Annotated in this window: 1 protein-coding gene; it reads right to left on the minus strand. The window is 45.8% G+C overall.

Annotated features, from left to right (window positions below):
* Positions 1-170 precede the first annotated feature (170 nt).
* Complete coding sequence (locus tag POTG_RS22505; protein ID WP_009227157.1) at positions 171-1,403, minus strand: ISL3 family transposase; 1,233 nt, start codon at positions 1,401-1,403, stop codon at positions 171-173.
* Positions 1,404-1,486 lie beyond the last annotated feature (83 nt).

Genomic DNA, 1,486 nt, shown 5'->3' on the forward strand with positions numbered 1-1,486 from the left:
GGCTCTTCGCTGTTTACTATTGGTAACTAAGATTATGGAAAAAGGTAGCGGCAGGTTCCTTACCGGCCTTTAGTAGAATCTCATGGATAACGAAAGCCCTCAAGGAAATCGCTTGACCGCTTTCGTTATCCATGAAGAGCGGTAGGAAGGCCGGTAAGAAAGCCTTTAGCCTAATGAGGCTCAACCTTAATCTTGAACTTGTTAGCGGTAGCATAGATCATGGCGATGAAATTACGGGTTGAGCGGTAACCACGTGCTTTACGCTTCGCTGCTTGAACCAGACTGTTAATGCCTTCGAGCAGTCCATTGGTCATCTTGGATTGGAACCACCTTAATATGCCGTCGGCATATCTTTGCAACGAACGTGCAACGGCCGCCATCGGTTCGACTTGGGAACGAACGGCCCACTGAGTCCATTGTTTGAAATACAGATCCGCATAAATGGTTGGATATGTCCACATATCTTGGAGTGCCAGTTTGAGACGATACGCCTTACCTGTTTGTAAATTCATGTCTTTCAGTTTGAGCATCGTTTGCTTCTGCCCCTTCGTCAGGTTGCTCTCATTTTTCAACCAGACATATCGGGTTTTCTTAAGTTCAACGACTTCTTTCTGTTCTTCTCGGCGAACTTCATCTACCGCTTCATTGACAAGCTTCATCACATGAAATTTGTCAAACGTGATCCGTGCAGCAGGGAAATGTTCCTTAATTCCCGTAATGAACGCCGCCGACATGTCGCAGCAGGCTTCCTCTATTTGGTTAGGGTCGATACCTTGCTGGATCAGAAACTCCCTGAAGGTTAATAGACCAGTACTGCCCTTACCTTCCGTTGCTAAAAGCACCCGTTTGGTGTCCATGTCTACAAACAGGGTGACATACTCATGTCCACGGCGGCTAGAGGTTTCATCCAAGGCGATTCGTTTCACGCCGGTCATGTCCATTTCCTTCATGGCGCGCTCTACGTAGTAGTGAAAAATGCGCCATAATCTTGTGTCATGCTCGCCTACTTTTCGAGCTACAGCCGCAACAGGCATCTCCGTCATCAATGCCATCACGTGGGCCTCAAACAACCAACTGAATGAAGTATGATTCCGGGCCCAACTTACTTTGACCGTTGTGATTTTATCGCAATGCCGACAATAAATTCGCGGCAATCGTGCATGGAGTACAGTCTGATATTGCCAAAAGTCCAAATGACGCCAAGTTCTGTTTTCATTCACAATGTCATGTACTTTACCACTCTCACTACAATGCCGGCAGGAAAACTCTGCACCACGCTTAAAGTTCAAATACACATGTAGTTGTCCTGCTTGTCGATCCAATTCACGATGACTGACAAACCAAGGAGACTCAATTTCAAGAGCAGATTGAAACATATCCAGATCGTTCTGGTAATCTTCCATAGACCATACCTCCATAGCAATTTACTAGTAGTATGGTCTGATTCTTAACTTACCAAACCAATAGTGAATAGCGAGGAAGCAAA

Source organism: Paenibacillus sp. oral taxon 786 str. D14, assembly GCF_000159955.1.
GTDB classification, from domain to species: domain Bacteria; phylum Bacillota; class Bacilli; order Paenibacillales; family Paenibacillaceae; genus Fontibacillus; species Fontibacillus phoenicis.